At 43.9% G+C, this 22,626-nt stretch carries 18 protein-coding genes; 2 read left to right on the forward strand and 16 right to left on the reverse strand.

Features of this window, described 5'->3' with window-relative positions; translation table 11 throughout:
• Positions 1-195 precede the first annotated feature (195 nt).
• The 14 genes from wecG to trxA all read right to left on the reverse strand — a co-directional run bounded on the left by wecG (position 196) and on the right by trxA (position 15,763).
• Positions 196-933, reverse strand: coding sequence for a lipopolysaccharide N-acetylmannosaminouronosyltransferase (gene wecG / locus LDO51_RS05045; protein WP_036948834.1), 738 nt, complete (start codon positions 931-933; stop codon positions 196-198).
• 10 nt (positions 934-943) lie between these two features.
• Positions 944-2,299, reverse strand: coding sequence for an ECA oligosaccharide polymerase (wzyE, locus tag LDO51_RS05050; protein ID WP_225576590.1), 1,356 nt, complete (start codon positions 2,297-2,299; stop codon positions 944-946).
• Complete coding sequence (locus LDO51_RS05055) at positions 2,296-3,378, reverse strand: TDP-N-acetylfucosamine:lipid II N-acetylfucosaminyltransferase (protein WP_225576591.1); 1,083 nt, start codon at positions 3,376-3,378, stop codon at positions 2,296-2,298. Before LDO51_RS05055 ends, wzyE begins: the two co-directional genes overlap by 4 nt.
• Positions 3,375-4,625: a lipid III flippase WzxE gene (wzxE, locus tag LDO51_RS05060; RefSeq protein ID WP_225576593.1), complete on the reverse strand. Its 1,251-nt coding sequence runs from the start codon at positions 4,623-4,625 to the stop codon at positions 3,375-3,377. The genes LDO51_RS05055 and wzxE overlap by 4 nt, the downstream gene beginning before the upstream one ends.
• A complete protein-coding gene (gene rffA / locus LDO51_RS05065; RefSeq protein WP_225576595.1) occupies positions 4,625-5,755 on the reverse strand; it encodes a dTDP-4-amino-4,6-dideoxygalactose transaminase in 1,131 nt (376 codons plus the stop codon). The genes wzxE and rffA overlap by 1 nt, the downstream gene beginning before the upstream one ends.
• On the reverse strand, positions 5,742-6,482 hold the full coding sequence (gene rffC / locus LDO51_RS05070) for a dTDP-4-amino-4,6-dideoxy-D-galactose acyltransferase (RefSeq protein ID WP_225576596.1): 741 nt from the start codon (positions 6,480-6,482) through the stop codon (positions 5,742-5,744). Before rffC ends, rffA begins: the two co-directional genes overlap by 14 nt.
• Positions 6,460-7,341 (reverse strand): glucose-1-phosphate thymidylyltransferase RfbA, encoded by an 882-nt coding sequence (rfbA, locus tag LDO51_RS05075; RefSeq protein WP_154628878.1) that lies wholly within the window; start codon positions 7,339-7,341, stop codon positions 6,460-6,462. The genes rffC and rfbA overlap by 23 nt, the downstream gene beginning before the upstream one ends.
• Before the next feature lie 8 nt (positions 7,342-7,349).
• Complete coding sequence (rffG, locus tag LDO51_RS05080; protein ID WP_225576597.1) at positions 7,350-8,423, reverse strand: dTDP-glucose 4,6-dehydratase; 1,074 nt, start codon at positions 8,421-8,423, stop codon at positions 7,350-7,352.
• Positions 8,414-9,676, reverse strand: coding sequence for a UDP-N-acetyl-D-mannosamine dehydrogenase (gene wecC / locus LDO51_RS05085; protein ID WP_036948818.1), 1,263 nt, complete (start codon positions 9,674-9,676; stop codon positions 8,414-8,416). Before wecC ends, rffG begins: the two co-directional genes overlap by 10 nt.
• On the reverse strand, positions 9,673-10,803 hold the full coding sequence (gene wecB / locus LDO51_RS05090) for a non-hydrolyzing UDP-N-acetylglucosamine 2-epimerase (protein ID WP_225576598.1): 1,131 nt from the start codon (positions 10,801-10,803) through the stop codon (positions 9,673-9,675). The genes wecC and wecB overlap by 4 nt, the downstream gene beginning before the upstream one ends.
• Before the next feature lie 96 nt (positions 10,804-10,899).
• On the reverse strand, positions 10,900-11,958 hold the full coding sequence (wzzE, locus tag LDO51_RS05095) for an ECA polysaccharide chain length modulation protein (RefSeq protein ID WP_225576599.1): 1,059 nt from the start codon (positions 11,956-11,958) through the stop codon (positions 10,900-10,902).
• Positions 11,959-11,987: 29 nt separating this feature from the next.
• The gene (gene wecA, locus LDO51_RS05100) at positions 11,988-13,073 is read right to left on the reverse strand and encodes a UDP-N-acetylglucosamine--undecaprenyl-phosphate N-acetylglucosaminephosphotransferase (protein ID WP_225576600.1); all 1,086 of its coding nucleotides are present in this window, start codon (positions 13,071-13,073) and stop codon (positions 11,988-11,990) included.
• A gap of 519 nt (positions 13,074-13,592) precedes the next feature.
• Entirely contained in the window at positions 13,593-14,852 is a 1,260-nt protein-coding gene (rho, locus tag LDO51_RS05105; protein WP_004915469.1) for a transcription termination factor Rho, read from the reverse strand.
• 584 nt (positions 14,853-15,436) lie between these two features.
• A complete protein-coding gene (gene trxA / locus LDO51_RS05110; protein WP_036948804.1) occupies positions 15,437-15,763 on the reverse strand; it encodes a thioredoxin TrxA in 327 nt (108 codons plus the stop codon).
• Positions 15,764-15,880: 117 nt separating this feature from the next.
• Here trxA and rhlB point away from each other — a divergent pair, with 117 nt between their 5' ends.
• Entirely contained in the window at positions 15,881-17,167 is a 1,287-nt protein-coding gene (gene rhlB, locus LDO51_RS05115; RefSeq protein ID WP_225576601.1) for an ATP-dependent RNA helicase RhlB, read from the forward strand.
• An 11-nt stretch (positions 17,168-17,178) separates the two neighbouring features.
• The gene (gppA, locus tag LDO51_RS05120; RefSeq protein WP_225576603.1) at positions 17,179-18,681 is read left to right on the forward strand and encodes a guanosine-5'-triphosphate,3'-diphosphate diphosphatase; all 1,503 of its coding nucleotides are present in this window, start codon (positions 17,179-17,181) and stop codon (positions 18,679-18,681) included.
• 66 nt (positions 18,682-18,747) lie between these two features.
• Here gppA and rep read toward each other — a convergent pair whose 3' ends face one another.
• Positions 18,748-20,775: a DNA helicase Rep gene (gene rep / locus LDO51_RS05125; RefSeq protein WP_225576605.1), complete on the reverse strand. Its 2,028-nt coding sequence runs from the start codon at positions 20,773-20,775 to the stop codon at positions 18,748-18,750.
• A gap of 291 nt (positions 20,776-21,066) precedes the next feature.
• Positions 21,067-22,542: a ketol-acid reductoisomerase gene (gene ilvC, locus LDO51_RS05130; RefSeq protein WP_225576606.1), complete on the reverse strand. Its 1,476-nt coding sequence runs from the start codon at positions 22,540-22,542 to the stop codon at positions 21,067-21,069.
• Between the last annotated feature and the right edge of the window lie 84 nt (positions 22,543-22,626).

The following is a 22,626-nucleotide window of genomic DNA, read 5'->3' on the forward strand; positions in this document are numbered from 1 at the left end:
CTCTAATAGCCATAACTTTTTAGTCATCGCGGCTGGTTGTCGAAAATAAGATAAAAAATACAATCCCCCAAGATACCGTGAGATCTCTTAGGTTGCATCTATTTTTGAACAATTGCAGATATATTTGAAGTGAAAATGAGGGCGCCAAAAATAAATAAACCCGCATTGCGCGGGTCTATTCAGTCAGAAAAGAGCTTAAAGCTTACCACCGTAGTAGTAGCCTAAAAACTTCAGCAATTTAAACTGCCGTTTAATTCGTGTTGGTTGAGAAAGTAAGCGATACAGCCATTCTAACCCTAAGTTTTGCCAAACTTTAGGCGCACGCTTAACGTGTCCGGTGAACACGTCATAAGTCCCACCGACGCCCATATACAGCGCATCAGGATGCACGACACGGCAATCACGCATAAAGATTTCTTGCTTAGGAGAGCCCATCGCCACCGTCACAATCTTGGCACCGCTCGCATGAATACGCTCAAACAGCGCACTGCGGTCTTCTGCCGTAAAGTAGCCATCTTGGGAATCCACAATGTTGACATTCCATTGTGCGCGTAACTTCGCTTTGGTCTGCTCAAGAATTTCTGGCTTGCCACCCACTAAAAATACTGGCGTGCCTTCTTTTCCTGCACGCTCCATTAAACCTTCCCATAAATCGGCACCTGCCACACGAGAAACCTCGGCTTTCGGGTATTTACGGCGAATAGCACGCACAATGCTGATCCCATCTGCATAAAGATATTCTGCCTGCCCTAATAAGGTATTCAGTGCGGTATCTTGCTCTGCAATCATCACTTTTTCTGCGTTGATAGCCACTAATGTGCCTGTTTTGGTCTTACCGTCGGCAAACAAATAGTCTAAAAAGTGGGCCATGTTTTTAAAGCCCCAAATATTATGACCTCTGATGCTATATTGAGGAATTGACGACTGTTCCATGATGCTCCTTTTAACGGCTTTCCCGTTGACCGCTTTTTAAATATAAAGCGGCTTTGGTACGAATAAGACCGGCACTTTCAAATAACCAGTACAGTAATTTAGCTAACACTAAACATAGCCCGAAGACTAAACAGAAAAAGACTACGCGCGAAACGAAGGAATCGACTCCTTCACGGGCTAATACAATCATGTTGAAGATGGCGCCGAAACAAAATGCCTGCATAATCGCAGCCTTGTAACGGTTGGATTCTTTTAGGCTTAAACCATAAATCCAGTCAAACCATTTAATGATCATACCCACCACGATGGCACCTAGCGGGATAAACAGCACTCCGCCCATGACCACCAGCGAACCAATTAACGTTGGTGAAATGGCTAATCCAGAATGGTTATTCAGCACTTCCCACGTAAAATAGTTAGCCGAGTTTAATACCGTATCAGGGCGCTCAGGCCATACCCATGAAGGAATAAACACATAGAAATCACGGATAATCGGTGCTAAACCTTGGAATTCCATTTGATCATAATAGCTGAGCAATAACCCTAAGTTTTCCCATGGCGAGAACGTATCACGGGTTAGATACAAGAAGGTATAAAACGCTTCAGCACCGCTCACATCAAGCCCATAACGTTTGAGGGCTAACCAGAACATCCCGACAATACTTGCCACACCCGCCGCAGCCAGCATCCAAAGCGTGATCCAACCTCTAACTATCCCAATAAACAGGAATAGAGCAAATGCCAAGATAATATTGGCACGAGTTCCGCCCACAATCACATAGGTTAAGAAACCGAATGAGACCGTACTGATCAAGAAGAAAATCCAGCGTTTTTGCGTAGGTTTCAAGAAATAGACAATCAGCATCGCAGGAATAAAGAAGTAGAAAAAGCGCTTCAGAGCCACGCCCGACACCTGACTGGAAAATATCTGGCTATAGGATTTTAACTTAAACAATAAGAAACCATTGTCCATGAAGAAAATCCCTACAGTGACCACGGCGACAGAGATCAACAGTAAGCAGGTCAAATTGGTTTCCACTTTATTCATGCTAAATACGGTGCGACGCTGGGTATCCACGCGCTTAGTTAAGCGCGTTTTGTACGTCACATAGTAAATAGCGTAGAAACTGGTTGACGCCAGCATGGCATACATCAAGTAATCTGCGGGGACAATTGCCACATCAAACTGGAAAACCAATGCACAAGTCAGCGGGAATCCGAAGTAAAATGTCAGTAAATACAATAAAGTAAAGAAAATATTAAAATTAAAGCGCACACGTAAAAACTCTTTATACATCAGCGTGCCGATAAAAATAATAGAGATTAGGTAGATAAGCGCTAAGCCACCCAATTCAAGCAATGTCATGCTTTAGCCTCCGCAATGCTGAGGATCTGTTTCCAGCCATCAGTAAAGTTAGGCGCAAAGAATTCAATATGCTGTTTATTAAGCGAATTCATTTGGCGTTGTGCTTCATCCACTAATGGCAGAGTCAGCTCATCACCATAGAAAAAGACCGGGACATTCTGCGCTGTTAAATCTTGCCAGAAGGTATTTTGGCGGCTAATGACAAAAGGAATAGAGAACTGAATAAGCAAACAAACCGTTCCAATCCCTTGTTGACGATTAAAAATAAAGTAGCCGAGGTCGCAGGTTTTCAGCAAATTCAGGTAGTCATTGAATGCCACTCGTTCTTTGAGAACCTCCACCTGTCCCTCAGGGAATTCGCTCTGTGCTGCTTGCTCAACTTCGGCAATATAGTTTTGGTTATTCGCTGGGTAGCCCATCGGGACTATCACCTTCACCTTGTCACCAAATTGCTGTTTAATCGCGCTCAGCGCTTCCACATGACGATTAGAACGGTCACCTGAGTTACCGAGCAGGATAGTTAATTGCTCGCCCTCACGAGGCTGACGTTCATTTAGTGTCAATGCCGGATCCATACGCGTCGGGAAATAAAGTACCGACGATGGCACATTAGGATTCGACTGTTGAAAATGGCACAAATCTCCCCGCGTTGCACAAACATGCCCCACTTTCTTTTGAGCCAGACGGCGTAGAATATAAAACAGCTTAAATTTCAGCGAGCTGGATTCTTCATAGAGATCAGCACCCCAAATATGCCACCAGAATTGATGGGATTTTATCTTGCCAAAAAGCAGCGCTAACCAAATTGGCGCATTAAATTGCCCATGGAAGAAAAAGCGTGTACGACGCTCCGCTTTCGCGCGACGAATGACGCTGTCTGCAATAGATTGCTTGCTGTCAAAAACTTCAATTTCAAGCATTGGATAGGCAGCAGCAAGCTGCGCATCCTGGCTTACCACCATAAAATGCGGCTTTTGTGACGGTGCCATCTCTTGGCAAATAACGTTATTAAAAAACGTTAAAACCGTCTGATTATGATGCGGGAGATCAGATCCCAGTACATGTATTAAGGTTGTCATGCTCGCCTACGGTAGATCAAAAATACGCAACAACAGAGAGTAAAATATACGATATAGGTCGCCATATAGGCTTGGGTCGCCCCCACGGCTCCATGCTCAGGTATAAACCAATGGGCAAAGCCCGTTAACAGAACAAATTGGCTCACTTCTGTAAGAACATAAAAACGCAGCGCTGCTTTCGCGATGACCAGATAACCAAAGACGTAAGCACCCACTTTCAACACATCGCCGACCAGCTGCCAAGCAAACAGGTCTCTCATCCCTGTAAACTCTTTTGAGAACAGCAGCCAAATCGCAAAATCACGCAGTAGCCAAACCGTAAAGCTGACGGCGGCAACAGCAGGTAATACAAACTTCAACGCCTTAACAATTTCGGCAGAAATTTCATTTTTATGCTGTAAACGGGACAGCGTGGGCAGTAAATAGACCGAAAATGTTGCTGTGATGAATTGTAAATAGGCATCCGAAATCGTGGTGACGCCAGTCCATAACCCAACTTCATCCCAGCTATAGGTCTGTGCCAGTAAATTTCGCATCATGATATAGGCAACAGGCAGTGTGATTGCCGTTAGCATTGCCATGATGGTGAACTTACCAAGATTGGTGGCAATGGCTTTATCCCATGCAGGTTTGAGTGATGACAACGCAAATTGTTTACGTCGAATAACCATTCCTGCCGCAGGCAGTACTACCAACGCGGGTACCAATGCTAGCCCTGCAAGTGCGCCATCATAACCGCCCATCAGATAGCATAAATAATAGGCGACCACGCCGATTATGCTACCAAAAATGATCGCTGTTGCATTCCCAGCAGCGTCTCGGTAACCTTTCAAAATTGCCAAAAAATAGTTCGCATACGCGATACCCATTTGAATCAAGGCAACCATGCGGATCACGCCACTGTATTGCTCACTATCAAATAGTGCAGCACTGATCGGGGCACTGCATAACAAGAAAATAATCGCCAGTAACGTTGAAAATCCAAGAATTATCGTTGAAGACGTTCCCAGCACAGCCCGTAATTTTTGCGGATCTTGATGGTGTTCTGCCACATATTTTGTGACGCCATTGAAGATCCCAGCGCCAGACAATACGCCTAGCACCGTAATTAATTGGCGGAAGTTCCCAGCAAGACCCACACCACTCGGGCCAAATGAGACTGCAAATAATTTAACGATTAACAGGCCCACCCCGATTTTAATCAGGGTAGACCCAGCAGTCCAAACCGATGCTTTAGCGAGTGACATTAGGCAAAGAACGCTTTAATTCGCTCAATAACCACTTGTTGCTCGTCGTCTGTCATGTTGTAGAACATTGGCAGACGCACTAAACGGTCACTTTCAACCGAAGTGTATTTGTCTTCACCGTGGAAATAACCAAATTCCATTCCAGCTGGGCTGGTGTGCAGCGGTACATAGTGGAATACCGTCAAAATACCATGGGATTTCATATAGTCATTGAACGCTGTGCGCTCTTCCACATCTTTGAGTTTGATATAGAACATATGGGCATTATGTTTCAAATCTTCTGGCACAGTTGCTAACACTAAACGACCGGCAGCTACCAGCGGTTGTAACGCTTGATTATAGCGCTCCCACAGCAGTAAGCGACGTTCGTTGATTTTGTCTGCTTCTTCTAACTGAGCCCATAAATAGGCCGCTTGTAAGTCAGACAACAGGTAGCTTGAACCGATGTCGCGCCAGGTGTATTTGTCCACTTGACCACGGAAGAATTGGCTGCGGTTTGTGCCTTTTTCGCGGATCACTTCTGCACGATTAATCAGCGCTTTATCATTGATTAAGGTCGCACCACCTTCACCACCTGAAGAGTAGTTTTTGGTTTCATGGAAGCTATAGCAACCAATATGACCGATGGTACCCAGTGCTTTACCTTTATAGGTAGACATAACGCCTTGCGCCGCGTCTTCAATCACAAATAAATTGTGTTTCTTTGCAATCGCCATGATGGTGTCCATTTCGCAAGCCACACCCGCGTAGTGAACAGGAACAATTGCACGTGTACGATCAGTGATTGCCGCTTCAATTTTGGTTTCATCGATATTCATCGTATCTGGACGAATATCCACGAACACAATTTTAGCGCCGCGTAACACGAATGCATTAGAGGTCGATACGAAAGTAAAGCTTGGCATGATGACTTCATCGCCCGGCTTAATATCAATCAGGATCGCTGCCATTTCTAATGAAGCGGTGCAAGACGGCGTTAACTGGACTTTCGGACAGTTAAAGCGTTTCTCCATCCACTCTTCACAACGCTTAGTGAAACCACCATCCCCACACAGTTTGCCACTTGCCATGGCCTGCTTCATATACTCAACTTCAGTACCTACAACGGGTGGTTTATTAAATGGAATCATGTTGTCCCCTGTATAACCAATATGCGGTGCTGGCGATAGCCGCACCGCTACGTGAATAAAGATTTAATGCCGCAACATTGCTCATTTGCGTGGCAACATTTAACTGTCTTTTTTGGTGTTGCACACACCACTGATACGCTGCTGACATTAATTTCCGACCGATACCGCGTCCTGTTGCACTTGGCGTTGCCGCTAATAGCCCAATTCGCGCTGTATCTGCATCAAGGCTGCGTAGGCTAACGAAACCTAAAATATCACCTGTATTATTTCTAAGGAGTAAACAGGTATGGTCAAAAGTGCCGAGAACCGCTTTTTCTATCCATAATGCATAAAACCGACCGCTATCCCCTTCATGGTACCAAGGGGCTCTAAAACGACTGTTACCAAACACAGCGGCAGCGGTATCGCGCAGAGAAACAATATCCCCGGTTTGTGCAACAACCACATTATCCGTCTCTGATAACGCTGTGTTTAGATAAGCATTTTCTGTGCCAATCGTTAATGAAAAATCAATTTCGCCTTCAACAAAGCTGAATCCCATACTGGCAAGTTCATCGATTTTAGCGGTCTCGGATGCCGCAACTTTCGCTTGCACAATATCAAATTTATCCAATTGATAAGAAAGAATAATTTGTGCATCAGTCGCGGCAAAATCCAGTTTTGCCGTTGAACGTTTGAAAAAATCAGATTCCCAATCTAGGGGATCAATATTGGCGCGGACGGACACGAAGTAAGTCCTCTAAGTATTTGCCATAGCCCGTTTTATTCAGGCGAGCTGCGGCTTCTTTAACTTGGTCGTCAGACAACCAGCCATTACGCCATGCAATCTCTTCTAAACAAGCTACTTTAAAGCCTTGGCGTTTCTCAACAGTCTGAACGAACGTGCCGGCTTCAATTAAGCTGTCATGAGTGCCTGTGTCTAACCAAGCGAATCCACGACCGAGTAGCTCAACACTTAACTCACCGCGTTCTAAATACATTTGGTTGATGGAGGTAATTTCTAATTCACCACGTTCAGAAGGTTTTACTTGTTTAGCAAAATCAACCACTTGGTTATCATAGAAATATAAACCCGTCACTGCCCAGTTTGATTTTGGCTGTTTTGGTTTCTCTTCGATAGACAACGCTTTGAAGTTGTCATCAAATTCCACTACACCAAAACGCTCAGGGTCCATCACTTGGTAGCCAAATACCGTCGCGCCCTTTTGACGTGCCGCGACTGACATTAATTTAGGGCTGAATGAGTGACCGAAGAAAATATTGTCTCCGAGCACTAAGCAGCAAGAGTCCCCATTAATGAACTCTTCACCAATGATAAACGCTTGAGCCAATCCATCTGGAGAAGGCTGTTCCGCGTAGCTCAATTCGATCCCAAATTCATGACCATCGCCCAGTAAACGCTGGAACATTGGCAAATCATCCGGCGTCGAAATCACCAGAATTTCACGGATCCCTGCCAGCATTAACACTGACAGCGGATAGTAGATCATTGGCTTGTCATAAATAGGCAGTAACTGTTTTGAGATGCCGCGAGTGATCGGGTGCAAACGCGTTCCCGAGCCACCAGCCAGAATAATACCTTTCATATTGCCTCCTAGCTGCCTAAGCCCAGACGTTCACCGGCATAGGAACCATCTTGCACACGGCGCCACCAAGTTTCATTGTTTAAATACCACAGCACCGTTTTACGGATCCCGGATTCAAACGTCTCTTCTGGTGCCCAGCCTAATTCACGCTCAATTTTATCGGCGTCAATGGCATAGCGCATATCGTGACCTGGGCGATCTTTCACATACGTGATTAAGTCGCGGTAATAAGCAACCCCTTGAGGTTTCTGCGGGTGCAGTTCTTCAAGTAATTCACAAATTGTTTCAACCACTTGAATATTACGACGCTCGTTATGACCACCAATATTGTAGGTTGAACCCGGCTGTGCTTGAGTTGCTACTAAATGTAGCGCTCGCGCATGGTCTTCCACAAACAGCCAATCACGAATTTGCTCACCTTTGCCATATACTGGTAGCGGCTTACCGGAAATCGCATTCAAAATAATCAATGGGATCAGCTTCTCAGGGAAGTGATATGGACCATAGTTATTTGAGCAGTTGGTGATCATGGTCGGTAAACCATAAGTTCTCTGCCACGCACGCACTAAATGGTCGCTAGATGCTTTTGAGGCTGAATATGGGCTGCTTGGTGCGTACGGTGTGGTTTCCGTGAAGAAACCATCTGGACCTTCTAAGTCGCCATACACTTCATCGGTTGAAATGTGGTGGAAACGGAAATCCGCTTTTTTACTATCTTCAAGCCCAGACCAGTAATGACGCGCTGCTTCTAACAGAGTGTAAGTACCCACTATATTAGTTTCGATAAATGCCGCAGGACCATCAATTGAGCGGTCAACGTGGCTTTCTGCCGCTAAATGCATCACGACATCAGGTTTGTGTTCAGCAAACACTTTATCCAACGCAGCACGGTCACAAATGTTCACTTGCTCAAAAGCATAACGCTCGCTATTGGCGACTTCCGCTAATGATTCCAAATTACCCGCATAGGTTAAACAGTCAACCACAATCGCGTGGTCTTTTGTGTTTTCAATCACATGACGAACAACAGCAGAGCCGATAAAGCCGGCTCCACCTGTAATTAAAATACGTTTCAACGCCATACTCCTTTTGTATCCACAACCCATTTTTGTGGGATAGCAGAACCTTGGATACCTTTAAACAGGTTATGGTCGACTAACATCAGGATCACATCCGCTTCGCTCACCGCAGTTTCAATAGAAACCAGCTCCGCAATACCTTTCAGTGCAGTTGGTAATTCGTGAATATGTGGTTCAACCGCAAATGTTTTACCTGGGTTCCAGTTCGCAACCATCTTGGTGATGTGCATAGCTGGGCTTTCACGCAAGTCATCGATGTTTGGTTTAAAAGATAAACCGAAGCATGCAATCTTGATTTCATTCGCTTTTTTGCCAGTTTCCACTAAGCAGTCAGCCACTGCGGCTTTCACTTGATCAACAACCCAGATTGGCTTGCCATCGTTAACTAAACGCGCAGTGTGGATTAAACGAGATTGTTTTGGACTTTGTGCCACAATAAACCATGGGTCTACTGCGATGCAGTGACCACCAACGCCTGGACCCGGTTGCAGAATGTTCACGCGAGGGTGACGGTTTGCAAGGCTAATCAGTTCCCAAACATTGATATCTTGGTCTGCACAAATCAGCGATAACTCGTTGGCAAATGCGATGTTAACGTCACGGAAGCTGTTTTCCGTTAATTTACACATTTCAGCCGTTCTTGAGTTAGTGATTACACACTCACCTTCTAAGAAGATGTTGTACAGCTCGCTAGCACGCAGTGAAGATTTCGGTGTCATCCCGCCTACAACACGGTCGTTTTTGATCAGTTCAACCATCACTTGGCCTGGTAATACACGCTCAGGGCAGTATGCCACGTCGATATCGGCTTCTTCACCAGCTTGGTGAGGGAAGGTTAAATCAGGGCGAGCTGCTGCTAACCACTGCGCCATTTGCTCAGTCGTGCCCACTGGAGACGTGGACTCCAGAATGACTAAGTCGCCTTTTTTCAGGACTGGTGCGATAGATTCAGCCGCTGCTTTCACGTACACCAAATCAGGCTCGTGTTCACCTTTGAATGGTGTCGGAACAGCAATCAGGAATGCGTCTGCAGGTTGTGGCTTGGTGAAGGCTTTTAAGTGACCTTCTTCAACCGCTTTTTTCACCACAACGTCCAGCTCAGGTTCCACAATATGGATTTTACCTTGATTGATAGTGTCAACAGCATGCTGGTTGACATCTACGCCGACAACCTGCTTCTTACGAGATGCGAAGGCTGCCGCTGTTGGTAAACCGATATAACCGAGGCCGATAACAGAAATAGTTTCAAAACTCATAATTTCACCTGATTGCTTTTTAATGCTGCAAGAATACGCTGACAAGCATGACCATCACCATACGGGTTATGTGCGCGGCTCATTTCGTGATATTCCGCTTCATCTGTCAGTAACCGATTAACTTCATTTACAATGGTTTGTGTATCTGTACCCACTAAACGGACTGTCCCTGCATCAACAGCTTCAGGGCGTTCGGTGGTATCTCTCATAACTAAAACAGGCTTGCCTAAAGATGGTGCCTCTTCTTGAATACCGCCGGAATCTGTTAAAATCAGATACGCGTGGTTCATCAAATAGACGAATGGCAGATATTCTTGAGGACTAATTAAGATAATATTATCAATATCATGCAGAATACGTTTTACAGGCTCGCTCACATTCGGGTTTAAGTGAACAGGGTAAACCACTTGAACATCAGGGTGCGCTTGAGCGATATCCGCTAATGCATGACAAATGCGCTCGAAACCGCCACCAAAACTTTCACGGCGGTGGCCAGTCACAAGCAACATTTTTTTATTTGGATCGATAAATGGGTAATTTGCGGCTAATTCAGCCATCATATTTTGGTTACCCATTACCTTCTCTTTGACCCACAACAGCGCATCAATGACGGTATTACCCGTCACAAAAATATGGCTATCGGGAATGGATTCGTTGAGTAAGTTTTGGCGCGAGTTTTCTGTCGGCGCAAAATGGTACTGAGCAAGGTGTCCCGCAATTTTACGGTTACCTTCTTCTGGCCATGGTGAGTAGAGATTTCCTGTACGCAGCCCGGCTTCAACATGCCCAACTGGGATGCGATGATAGAATGCCGCAAGACTGGTTGCCATTGTCGTCGCGGTATCGCCATGCACAAGGACAACATCCGGTTGGAAATCCGCAAATACTGCCTTTAATCCTTCCAAAATACGGCAAGTAATATCGGTTAAATCCTGACCTGGTTTCATAATGTTGAGATCATAATCGGGCGTGATCTCAAATAAGTTCAGTACTTGATCTAGCATTTCACGGTGCTGAGCGGTGACACACACTTTCGCTTCAAAGTCTGCATCATCAGCAAGAGCATGAACCAATGGAGCCATTTTAATGGCTTCAGGCCGTGTGCCGAATACAGTCAATACTTTCACAGTGACTCTCTTATATTTTCTTCGCAGTTTACTGCTTTCTTTAGTTTTAATGATGCTATTTCGCCACCGACCTTGCCGCCGGTGGCGAATATGACATTACGATGGGCGACGGCGAGACAGTACCACTCCGGCACCTACTAACATACCAATTGCACCCCACAGAACAGCAATAAATGCTCTGCGCGGACTATCGCGTTTGATTGGATCTTCAGGCGTTCGCAGATAACGGTACGCATGGAAATTATCTTGAAGAACAGGCTCAACATTCAGTGTCGATAACATCGCCACATTCTGATCATAATCTGTATCAAAATCTGGACCCGTTGCTTTTAACGTCTCAATTTGAGCTTGAAGTAATGGAACGCCTAACATAAACATTTTTGAGTCAGGAATTTCATTCACTGGCGCAGTAGTTTGATTACGCGAAATACCTTGTTTTTCCGCCACTTTAAGAGCTTGTTCAAGGCTATTTAGGCGACGATCATACGCTGCCGTTGCTACCATCGCTTCACGTTTAACTAACGCTTTCATTGATTGGGTTTTGGTTGCCCACGTCCCTTTCAATTCATCATTCAAATTTGTGGTTGCGCGCTGATTAGCAAATTCAATATATTCTCGTAAGAGTTGATTACTATCTGCTGCTGTTTCAGCCACTAACTTCACGCTATCTGTAGGATTTTTGAGCGCATCTGCTGGCGTATATTCGATATTGTTGATCAGCTCATCCAACAATGCCGCGTCCGCTTTCGGATCATTTTCCAAACGTTGCTTATAATATTCAGTACCTAACCAAAATTGGCGACGAGTATCGTAAGAACCGAGTTGTTTGGTAAATTCTTCATAAGCTTCTTTGGCAATCGTCGGTAATTGCCCTTCTTGTCCCACTACATTAATACGAGAATCAAGGTTGCGCAGAAACTGTTGCTGAGAATAGTAACTTCCCAGATTGTTCACAGTCGGTAAATCCGTGATAGCCGTAGTGCTCCACTTCGGCTGCATAAAATAGGAAGCTCCCAGTGCAATCGCAGCAAAAATCACTGCACATGCGACGATCCAAATTTTACCCTGCCATAATGAACGGCATAAATCACGAATATCTAACTCCGCTTCAAGCGAGGTTTGATGTTGATTAGGTTGCGTTTCTGAGTTATTCACTGCACAGAACCTCTATAGTTCGTTTGTCGTTACCGGACCGCACTCTTACGCGCACGACGTCTAATTCGTTTGATAAAACGGGCGACTTTCCATGCTCGCTTGATGCAGTAACCATACATCATAAATACAAGCAAAAATAATGCCAACATTACCCATTCAGGCACGAATGACAGGTACTCGCCAATAATACCAATACACGCAAGAATTGCCGCAGCCAATGTGATGATTACAAATGCCCCTTTCGGGGTAAAACCTGAGCGCATAATCAAGTGATGAATATGCTGACGATCCGGTGAAAATGGACTCATACCTTTACGAATACGACGGTACATAATTGCCACCATATCCATAAGCGGAATAGCAATAATCCATAATGCAGTCACAGGGTTTATTGGATGGACATCTTCTTGTGTTGAAGCAACAAGGATCCAAATAATAGTAAAGCCAATCAACGTACTTCCCGCATCACCCATGAACACTTTAAAGCGACGTCCCAAAACGCCCATATTCATGAGGATATAAGGAAGAATAGCTGCTATAAACGCAAAACACCAAAACGCTAACGCATAGTTACCATTTTGATACAGTAAGAAACCAAGGGCTCCAAAGGAAACCGAGGACAAACCGCCTAACAGACCATCAATACCATCGACCATGTTGAAGGCATTGATCGCAGCCCAAACGGCAAATAAGGTGACGATATAACCAAATGGTCCAAGTACCAGCTCCCAAGGACCAAATGCATGGCCTAGAGACTCTAACGATAATCCACCCGCTGTCATCATGACAACAGCGACAATAGCTTGGACGCCAGCGCGTAACTTCACACTGATATCAAACCTATCATCCAGAGCACCAACGAACACTAAGAGCCCCGCACAAGCAAGATATAGCCACTTATGGGGAATATATTCTTCTGTGATCATAAACGCGAAGCAAACGCCAAAGAAAACAGAGATCCCTCCAACGAGAGGAACCAATCCTACGTGTTTCTTCCTGAAATTCGGTTTATCAACCAAGCCAATTTTTTTCGCCACAACACGTGCGAAAAAAATAAAAGCTAAGGTAAACAAAAAGACATAGAAGAGATTACTTACAAAGTGTGTGCTATCCACTGTTCTACTCTCTTATATTCCTATCCAACTTTTAAACACTAAAACTTTTGGTTGCGGTGATAACTTACTGCCACCACATAGTATTCGAACAAAAATGGTACTGTAAAACGGGTTTCCTTCGTTTTGATATGCACAAAACATGCCGAAAATACCAATACGACACATATAGTTTTGCGTTACAAAACTCGACTTAAAGATTTTATCCCTTAACTTTGCAAGATGCATGCCATAAAAACAATCTCCAACATATTAATCGACCATGACCATCGATTTTCATATAAATGAGTAAATATCTGTCATTGAATAAATCTTAAGTATAAAAATTAATGTAGAAAATACCATCTTATAAGGAATAAGCTAGCATCCGTTGATTATTTCATTTTACTCATCAAGAAAGTAATTCATGCTCATATTGATAAATAATAAAAACTATTATTCTGCGAATACTCACAGTTCATTAATAAAAAAATAGGCGCTCTAATTAGAGCGCCTATTTCTATACTCATAATCCTAACGAGACTATGCTCTTTTCATAAAATCAAAGAACTCTTCGTTAGTCTTAGTCATTGCTAATTTGCTGATGAGGAATTCCATTGCATCGATTTCGCCCATTGGGTGAATAATCTTACGCAGGATCCACATTTTTTGCAGTTCATCTTGAGAGGTGAGCAGCTCTTCTTTACGTGTGCCAGAGCGGTTGTAATCAATCGCAGGGAAAACACGTTTTTCAGCAATTTTACGGGACAGGTGTAATTCCATGTTACCTGTTCCTTTAAATTCTTCGTAAATCACTTCATCCATTTTCGAACCGGTATCAACCAACGCGGTCGCGATGATAGTCAAGCTACCACCTTCTTCGACGTTACGAGCAGCACCGAAGAAACGTTTTGGACGATGTAATGCGTTTGCGTCCACACCACCAGTCAATACTTTACCTGAAGAAGGCACGACGGTGTTGTATGCACGAGCAAGACGAGTAATAGAATCCAGTAAAATGATAACGTCTTTTTTATGCTCAACCAGACGTTTCGCTTTCTCGATAACCATTTCAGCAACTTGAACGTGACGCGCAGCTGGCTCATCAAACGTTGAAGCGATAACTTCCCCTTTAACTAAACGCTGCATCTCAGTAACTTCTTCTGGACGCTCATCGATCAGCAGAACCATCAATACGCAGTCAGGGTAGTTATGGGCAATGTTAGCCGCAATATTTTGCAGTAACATGGTTTTACCCGCTTTCGGTGGTGCAACGATCAGACCACGCTGTCCACGACCAATAGGTGCGGCCAAATCCAATACTCGCGCAGTTAAATCTTCAGTAGAACCGTTACCACGTTCCATGCGCAGACGATTATTAGCATGTAATGGAGTTAAGTTTTCGAAAAGGATTTTGCTGCGGGCGTTTTCAGGTTTGTCAAAGTTAACTTCGTTAACTTTTAGGAGTGCAAAATAGCGTTCACCTTCTTTCGGGGGACGAATTTTTCCTGAAATGGTGTCGCCTGTGCGTAGGTTGAAGCGGCGAATTTGGCTAGGGGAAACATAGATATCATCAGGTCCTGCGAGGTAAGAACTGTCTGCTGAACGGAGGAAACCAAATCCATCCTGCAATATTTCCAGTACGCCATCGCCGAAAATATCTTCTCCACTTTTAGCATGTTGCTTCAAAATTGAGAAAATAATATCCTGCTTTCTCATACGGGCTAAGTTCTCTAGCCCCATGTTTTCGCCTAACGTAATCAATTCTGATACTGGCGTATTTTTTAATTCGGTAAGATTCATAATGGTGGGTTCTTTAACTCGGGGTATTTCTCGAACTATGAACGTAAATTGGAGGCAACTTTTATAGTGAACCTATTTAATATAGAGAACCTATGAGAAGCGCCAGTTTAACTTTATAGTGCCCTGTTGATAGATATGGACTCATAACCAACAACAATGCATTAAAATTTGTGCTAGCTACAACTAATATTGCTGTGAAGGTGTTGTGACTAACTAAAGCGTTATAATCATCAAAATGACATGCCGCATATTATTAGAAACGTAATCAATATTAGCAATAGTTTTTTATACATTTTAGGACAACATCTTATCCCTAATACAGCCCATTTATTTTACTCAAGACTTAAGCCACAGTGATACAACTATGATTTATCAACTTTAGATTAATAGTCAGTAACTAAAATTGGCATTGAACAGAACTGCAAGCTAGATGTTTAAGAAAAGAGCAAAGGAAAACAAGGTAATTCTTATGGGTACTTTATGAGGAATGCGGATAACTTATCATGCTTAAATGGGGACGTCTAGCGACTCTCTATATAAAATAAATGTGCCGCTAAACGTTTTGGCTTATATAAAGCTATAACTTACAGATTTTCGTCTAGAAATTCTTTCAGTTGAGTTTTAGATAAAGCACCAACTTTAGTTGCAGCTACACTACCGTTTTTGAATAATAACAGTGTAGGGATGCCGCGAATACCAAATTTTGGGGCAGTCGCTGGATTATCATCAATATTCAGTTTTGCGATAGTCACTTTGCCTGTATATTCTTCAGCAACTTCATCAAGGATTGGTGCGATCATTTTACAAGGTCCACACCATGCAGCCCAGAAGTCGACTAAAACAGGTGAACTTGCATTTAGAACGTCTGACTCAAAACTTGCATCAGTAATATGTTTAATTTTGTCGCTCATGTTGTACTCCAAAGGATCATTTTTACAGACATAGTGTAACATTAATTGGCAGCAGTATGCTTTATTTCAAAAGATACGCTTTCGTAAACTAACCGATAACTGATATTCTAACATACTATGAGTAAAGCACACTTGACAGAAAAGAAGTTTTCCGACTTCGCATTGCACCCAAAAGTCATTGAAGCACTTAATAAAAAAGGCTTCAACTTTTGTACGCCTATTCAGGCGTCTACCCTGCCTTATACTGTCGAAGGCAAAGATGTTGCGGGGCAAGCACAAACAGGTACAGGTAAAACGTTAGCATTCCTAACGTCTACATTTCATTTTCTCTTAACTCACCCGGCAATTGAGGGGAAAAAAACCAATCAGCCACGTGCGCTGATCATGGCTCCTACTCGCGAATTAGCCGTACAGATTTACTCAGATGCTAAAGAGCTGGCTGAGTACACTGGTTTGAAAATGGGTCTAGCCTATGGTGGTGATGGCTATGACGAGCAATTACGCGTATTACAAAACGGCGTTGATATCCTTATTGGAACAACTGGCCGCCTTATTGATTATGCGAAACAAGGTCACGTTGATTTAGCGGCTATCCAAGTTGTTGTTTTGGATGAAGCTGACCGTATGTATGACCTCGGTTTTATTAAAGATATTCGTTGGCTATTCCGCCGTATGCCTGGCGCTGCAGACCGACTCAATTTACTGTTCTCCGCCACACTGTCTTACCGCGTCAGAGAATTAGCATTTGAACAAATGAACAGCCCGGAATATGTGGAAGTTGAACCACTACAAAAAACGGGTCACCGTATTAAAGAAGAGCTATTTTATCCATCCAACGAAGAAAAAATGCGCCTGCTGCAAACGCTACTCGAAGAAGAGTGGCCTGAACGCTGCATTATTTTCGCCAATACGAAACATCGTTGTGATGATATCTGGGCTCACCTTGCTGCCGATGGTCACCGAGTAGGGTTATTGACTGGTGATGTCGCACAGAAAAAACGTCTGCGCATTTTAGAACAGTTCACTCAAGGTCAAATTGATATCTTGGTTGCGACTGATGTTGCCGCTCGTGGATTACATATTCCATCAGTAACTCATGTATTTAACTATGATTTACCTGACGATTGCGAAGACTATGTACACCGTATCGGACGTACAGGTCGTGCAGGTGAAAGTGGAAATTCTATCAGCTTAGCGTGTGAAGAATACGCCTTAAACTTACCTGCAATCGAAGAATATATTCAGCACTCTATCCCTGTCAGTAAATATAACAGTGATGCACTACTGAACGACCTGCCGGCACCAAAACGCCGTCATCGTCCGCGTCCAAGTGGTCCACGCCGCAATTCGAATGCGCCGCGTCGCCATAATGGTCCACGTAATAACCCTAAACGTGCAGGCTGAGTAAATACCCTATGCTGAAATCTTCTTCTCTGTATGCCGCTATCGATTTGGGTTCCAACAGCTTTCATATGCTGGTTGTTCGCGAAACCGCAGGTAGCATTCAGATTATTTCTCGGGTTAAACGGAAAGTTCGCCTGGCTGCGGGTTTAGATAAAGATAATATTTTATCTGAGCAAGCCATGGAGCGAGGCTGGCAGTGCCTGCGTCTCTTCTCAGAACATCTGCAAGATATTCCTAACTCGCAAATTCGAGTTGTGGCAACCGCAACATTGCGCCTTGCCAAAAATGCCGATGTTTTTATTGAGAAGGCCAGCCAGATCCTCGGGAATCCCGTGAAAGTGATCCAAGGAGAAGAAGAAGCTCGCTTGATTTATCAAGGCGTCGCCCACACAACCGGCGGTCCAGAGCAACGTTTAGTGGTTGATATTGGCGGAGGCAGCACTGAACTGGTCACTGGTACAGGTGCCAAAGCACAATTGCTCTATAGCCTTGAAATGGGCTGTGTCACTTGGCTTGAACGCTACTTTAGTGATAGGACGCTAACAGAAGAGAATTTTATTCAAGCCGAAGCTGCCGCTCAACACGTCATTGCACCTATCGCTGATGCCCTAAAAACCCATGGTTGGAAAATTTGTGTTGGTGCATCCGGTACTGTACAAGCCATCCAAGAAATCATGATTGCTCAGGGGATGGATGAGCTCATCACCCTCGGGAAGCTACAGCAGCTGAAACACAAAGCTATCCAATGCCATAAACTGGAAGAACTCGAAATCGAAGGGCTCACATTTGAACGAGCTCTCGTCTTTCCAAGCGGTTTATCTATTCTGATTGCTATTTTCAAAGCACTGAATATTGATAGCATGACGCTAGCAGGTGGGGCACTCCGCGAAGGCTTAGTTTACGGCATGCTTGAACTGCCTATCGAGCAAGATATTCGCGCCCGCACCCTACGCAATATTCAGCGTCGTTTCTTGGTAGATATTGAACAAGCAAACCGAGTTCGCCAACTTGCTGAACATTTTTATCTGCAAGTGGCTAAAGAGTGGGAATTAGATAGTCGCTGCCGAGATTTACTCTCTAGCGCCTGTGCATTACATGAAATTGGATTAAGCGTCGATTTTCGTAAAGGTCCAGAGCATGCAAGCTATCTAATCACCCACCTTGACCTACCAGGTTTCACCCCGGCACAAAAACGTTTTCTTGCCGTGCTTCTCAAGAACCAGCAAGGTCAAATTGACCTCGCTTCACTGAGTCAGCAAAATGCACTGCCAGTTCAGCAAACTTATAGCCTATGCCGTTTACTACGTTTAGCCATTATTTTTGCCAGCCGTAGACGTGACGATACATTACCAGCATTACGCCTCAATGCGGATGGACAAAATTTAACCATCGCACTGCCATACCGCTGGCTTGAGGAACACCCTTTACGAGCGGAAAATTTACAGCAAGAAGTTCAGTGGCAAGGATATGTGAATTGGCAATTGGCCTTAGAAGAGCGTAATAGCTCCAATTGATATCGTTCTAAATTGGTCATGATAGGTTCCCACCTCATAGTGGGAACTCTCTCTTAAACTATTTCGCTACTGATCAGTTTTCTTATTTAACCCTAAACGCGCCTTGATATCCGCTAAAGCGGACTGCCCTTTTTGCATTCGTTCTTCGGCGGTAACCACTTTTCGTTGCTGTTCCCACACCAAATCATCTTGTGGTAATTCCATCAAAAAGCGGCTCAGTTCAGGGCGGATCAATTCACCGTATTGGCGACGCTCGCGGCTATGAGTAAAGAATAGCTCGCGCTGCGCTCGCGTAATACCCACGTAAGCCAGTCGGCGCTCTTCATCAATATTATTTTCATCGATACTGCTTTGATGAGGCAATAACCCCTCTTCCATTCCAACCAAGAAAACATAAGGAAATTCAAGACCTTTAGATGCATGTAATGTCATCAACTGAACCTGATCTGAATCTTCATCATCTTCCCCTCGTTCCATCATATCGCGCAACGTAAAACGAGTGACAACCTGATTGAGCGTCATTGGGTCATTAAGCTCATCCCCTTCAATCATTTCACTCATCCATGTAAACAATTGATTGACGTTTTTCATTCGCATTTCAGCGGCTTTGGTACTGGTAGAGGTTTCGTATAACCAGCTTTCGTAATCCATTTCCCGTAAAAGGTCCCGTACCGCTATCAACGGTTCACGCTCCGAAATCCGGACTATCCTTTCCATCCAATGGGTGAAACGCTGCAATGCCTCCAAACCTTTCCCTGTTAAAGTCTGTTCCAGGCCTAAATCAAAGCTAGCGTGATATAAGCTTTTTCCTCGTTGATTCGCCCATTCTCCCAATTTTTGGATAGTTTTAGGACCAATTTCTCGACGCGGCGTATTTACAATGCGCAAAAAAGCGCTGTCATCTTCAGGGTTAGTTAACACCCTTAAATAAGCTAAAAGATCTTTAATTTCAGGACGCGAGAAAAATGATGTTCCACCTGAAATTCGGTAAGGAATGCGGTTTTGCATTAACATTTTTTCAAAAATACGCGACTGATGATTTCCGCGATACAAGATCGCATAATCTTTATATTGGGTTTTATTAATAAAGTGATGAGCAATTAATTCACCGATCACGCGTTCCGCTTCATGGTCTTCATTATTGGCTGTCAGCACCTTTAATGGTGCCCCGAAACCCAATTCAGAAAATAGTTTTTTCTCGAAGACATGAGGGTTATTGGCGATCAAAATATTGGCCGCTTTCAAAATACGACCTGATGAGCGGTAATTTTGCTCCAGTTTTATCACATTCAGTTTTGGAAAATCTTGGCTGAGTAACACTAAATTTTGTGGCTTCGCTCCACGCCAAGAGTAAATAGACTGGTCATCATCACCAACGACAGTAAAGCGGGCACGGCTGCCTACGAGTAATTTCACTAACTGATACTGACTGGTGTTCGTATCTTGGTATTCATCCACCAGCAAATAACGAATTTTTTGCTGCCAGCGCTCACGAACTTCTTCATTATGATAAAGCAGCAATGTTGGTTTACTGATTAAGTCATCAAAATCCAAGACATTACAGCTTTTTAAATGCAGCTCATAGCGACGATAGCACTCAGCAAAATGGTGCTCTTTTTCAGTTCTCGCTTGCCCAACCACTTGCTGCGGAGAAATAAGATCGTTTTTCCAATTTGAGATCGCAGAGATCAGTTGTTGAAGAAGATCTTTATCTTCCTCAAGCAGATCAAATGTGAGTTCTTTCAGCAATGCCATTTGGTCTTGGTCATCAAACAAGGAGAAATTGGCTTTGATCCCTAGCGCTTTATATTCGCGTTTGATAATTTCCAAACCCAAAGTATGGAATGTGGAAATGATTAACCCTCTAGCTTCTTTTTTACCTAATGTTTGCCCCACACGCTCTTTCATTTCACGCGCAGCTTTATTGGTAAATGTCACCGCCGCAATTTGCCGAGGCTGATAGCCACAATGGCGGATCAGATGTGCAATTTTATTGGTAATAACCCGTGTTTTACCCGAGCCTGCCCCTGCCAAAACAAGGCATGGGCCATCCACATATTCAACTGCCTGTTGCTGGCTAGGATTTAATCGCATGGTTTTTCTGTATCACTTAGTTATTCAAAAAGGAATTCGCTACAGATTGTAGCAGAAACCCAACCAACTCTTGAGCAACGATCCTGCCTATTTATAAAAAACAAAAAAACCACATCATTCATCAGAGCGATGTGGTTTTGCTTTATTCTATTATTACATCAAAATATTTTTCTAAACTATTCGCGTTAGAGGAAGGCGGCAAAGGAGGTTATCCCAAAGAGCATACATTAGTATGTGACTTGGGTAACCGAGTGCAGCCAACACGCCTATCACGCGAAGAGTGACGAAAAATTATTGTGCGCTAGAAATCTTCTTCATATCCGTCATATAACCCCGTAACGTCTTACCGATCTTCTCGATAGGATGATTACGGATAGCTTCGTTGATATCACGTAATTGCGCGTTATCTGTCCCGTTATCTGCAACTGGTTTCGCTAAATCACCCGCTTGTAACTTGGTCATAAACTCTTTCAGCATTGGAACTGCTGCGAATGAGAACAGATAGTTACCGTACTCCGCAGTATCCGAGATAACGACGTTCATTTCATATAAACGCTTACGTGCAATTGTGTTAGCAATCAATGGCAGCTCATGCAGTGATTCATAGTATGCTGACTCTTCTAAGATACCGGCTTCTAACATGGTATCGAACGCTAACTCAACACCTGCTTTAACCATCGCAACTAACAGAACGCCGTGGTCGAAATACTCTTGCTCTGTAATTTTACCAGTAAATTCTGGGTAGTTTTCAAAAGACGATTTGCCAGTCTCTTCACGCCATGTCAGCAAGTTTTTATCATTATTCGCCCAGTCAGCCATCATTGTTGATGAAAACTCACCAGAAATAATGTCATCCATATGCTTTTGGAACAGTGGTGCTAAAATGGTTTTCAGCTGTTCTGATAATGCATAAGCACGGATTTTAGCTGGGTTAGACAAGCGATCCATCATCAAAGTGATACCGCCCTGCTTCAGTGCTTCAGTGATTGTTTCCCAACCAAACTGAATTAATTTCCCTGCATAGCCCGGCTCTACACCATCAGCAACCATTTTGTCATAGCTCAGTAACGCACCAGCCTGCAACATACCACACAGAATAGTTTGCTCACCCATTAAGTCAGACTTAACTTCAGCAACGAACGAGGACTCCAGAACGCCTGCACGATGGCCGCCAGTCGCAGCTGCCCATGCTTTTGCAATTGCCATCCCCTCACCTTTCGGGTCATTCTCAGGGTGAACAGCAATCAGTGTTGGAACACCGAAACCACGCTTATATTCTTCACGAACTTCGGTACCTGGGCATTTTGGTGCAACCATCACAACAGTGATGTCTTTACGAATTTCTTCGCCAACTTCAACGATGTTAAAACCGTGGGAATAACCCAACGCAGCGCCTTGTTTCATCATTGGCTGAACCGCACGAACAACGGTAGAGTGTTGTTTGTCTGGCGTTAAGTTAACAACTAAATCTGCTTCAGGGATCAGCTCTTCATAAGTCCCAACTTTGAAACCGTTTTCTGTTGCTTTACGCCAAGATGCGCGTTTCTCGTTGATTGCTTCTGGGCGCAGCGCATAAGCGATATCTAAGCCAGAATCGCGCATGTTCAAACCTTGGTTTAGACCTTGAGCACCACAACCGACAATGACGATTTTTTTACCTTTCAGATAGCCAGCTTCATCTGCAAATTCTTCGCGTTTCATGAAACGACACTTACCTAATTGTGCTAACTGCTCACGTAAATTCAATGTATTAAAATAATTCGCCATGGTCTTACTCCATTATTCGGTCAGTGTTCTGTTGTGTTCGCATTATCAGGCAACTTCGTTACCTGTTGCTCATTATTGAGCAGT

This window comes from Providencia alcalifaciens, assembly GCF_020271745.1.
GTDB classification, from domain to species: Bacteria; Pseudomonadota; Gammaproteobacteria; order Enterobacterales; family Enterobacteriaceae; genus Providencia; species Providencia alcalifaciens_B.

Coding starts and splice junctions, on each gene's coding strand:
- rho (WP_004915469.1), bottom strand. CDS start 14,852: ATGAATCTTACCGAATTAAAAAATACGCCAGTATCAGAATTGATTACG.
- gppA (WP_225576603.1), top strand. CDS start 17,179: ATGCTGAAATCTTCTTCTCTGTATGCCGCTATCGATTTGGGTTCCAAC.
- rffA (WP_225576595.1), bottom strand. CDS start 5,755: ATGATTCCATTTAATAAACCACCCGTTGTAGGTACTGAAGTTGAGTAT.
- wzyE (WP_225576590.1), bottom strand. CDS start 2,299: ATGACATTGCTTGAATTGGGTGGCTTAGCGCTTATCTACCTAATCTCT.
- trxA (WP_036948804.1), bottom strand. CDS start 15,763: ATGAGCGACAAAATTAAACATATTACTGATGCAAGTTTTGAGTCAGAC.
- rfbA (WP_154628878.1), bottom strand. CDS start 7,341: ATGAAAGGTATTATTCTGGCTGGTGGCTCGGGAACGCGTTTGCACCCG.
- wzxE (WP_225576593.1), bottom strand. CDS start 4,625: ATGTCACTCGCTAAAGCATCGGTTTGGACTGCTGGGTCTACCCTGATT.
- wecC (WP_036948818.1), bottom strand. CDS start 9,676: ATGAGTTTTGAAACTATTTCTGTTATCGGCCTCGGTTATATCGGTTTA.
- rhlB (WP_225576601.1), top strand. CDS start 15,881: ATGAGTAAAGCACACTTGACAGAAAAGAAGTTTTCCGACTTCGCATTG.
- rffG (WP_225576597.1), bottom strand. CDS start 8,423: ATGGCGTTGAAACGTATTTTAATTACAGGTGGAGCCGGCTTTATCGGC.
- wecG (WP_036948834.1), bottom strand. CDS start 933: ATGGAACAGTCGTCAATTCCTCAATATAGCATCAGAGGTCATAATATT.
- rep (WP_225576605.1), bottom strand. CDS start 20,775: ATGCGATTAAATCCTAGCCAGCAACAGGCAGTTGAATATGTGGATGGC.
- LDO51_RS05055 (WP_225576591.1), bottom strand. CDS start 3,378: ATGACAACCTTAATACATGTACTGGGATCTGATCTCCCGCATCATAAT.
- ilvC (WP_225576606.1), bottom strand. CDS start 22,542: ATGGCGAATTATTTTAATACATTGAATTTACGTGAGCAGTTAGCACAA.